Annotated in this window: 1 rRNA gene; it reads left to right on the forward strand. The window is 58.0% G+C overall.

The features are described 5' to 3' along the window. Positions 1-187: 187 nt before the first annotated feature. Positions 188-829, forward strand: a 23S ribosomal RNA gene (locus tag STRTUCAR8_RS35820); the annotation flags it as partial.

An 829-nucleotide genomic window follows, 5' to 3' on the forward strand; every position in this document is an offset into this window, starting at 1 on the left:
TACTGTCCTTCGGGGCGTGGAACGATGAGGGAAGCGGTGAAGGGTGTCGGGCACGCTGTTGGGTGTCTGAGGGTATGGCCGTGAGGTTGTGTCTTCAGTGCCGGCCCCAGTGAACTCGCCCTGTAGGGGTGGGGTGGTGGGTGGTTGGTCGTTGTTTGAGAACTGCACAGTGGACGCGAGCATCTGTGGCCAAGTTTTTAAGGGCGCACGGTGGATGCCTTGGCACCAGGAACCGATGAAGGACGTGGGAGGCCACGATAGTCCCCGGGGAGTCGTCAACCAGGCTTTGATCCGGGGGTTTCCGAATGGGGAAACCCGGCAGTCGTCATGGGCTGTCACCCACATCTGAACACATAGGGTGTGTGGAGGGAACGCGGGGAAGTGAAACATCTCAGTACCCGCAGGAAGAGAAAACAACCGTGATTCCGGGAGTAGTGGCGAGCGAAACCGGATGAGGCCAAACCGTATACGTGTGAGACCCGGCAGGGGTTGCGTATGCGGGGTTGTGGGATCTCTCTTTCACAGTCTGCCGGCTGTGAGGCGAGTCAGAAACCGTTGATGTAGGCGAAGGACATGCGAAAGGTCCGGCGTAGAGGGTAAGACCCCCGTAGTCGAAACATCAACGGCTCGTTTGAGAGACACCCAAGTAGCACGGGGCCCGAGAAATCCCGTGTGAATCTGGCGGGACCACCCGTTAAGCCTAAATATTCCCTGGTGACCGATAGCGGATAGTACCGTGAGGGAATGGTGAAAAGTACCGCGGGAGCGGAGTGAAATAGTACCTGAAACCGTGTGCCTACAAGCCGTGGGAGCGTCGCTCATCAAGCTT

The sequence above is a fragment of the Streptomyces turgidiscabies Car8 genome, from assembly GCF_000331005.1.
Taxonomy (GTDB): Bacteria; Actinomycetota; Actinomycetes; order Streptomycetales; family Streptomycetaceae; genus Streptomyces; species Streptomyces turgidiscabies.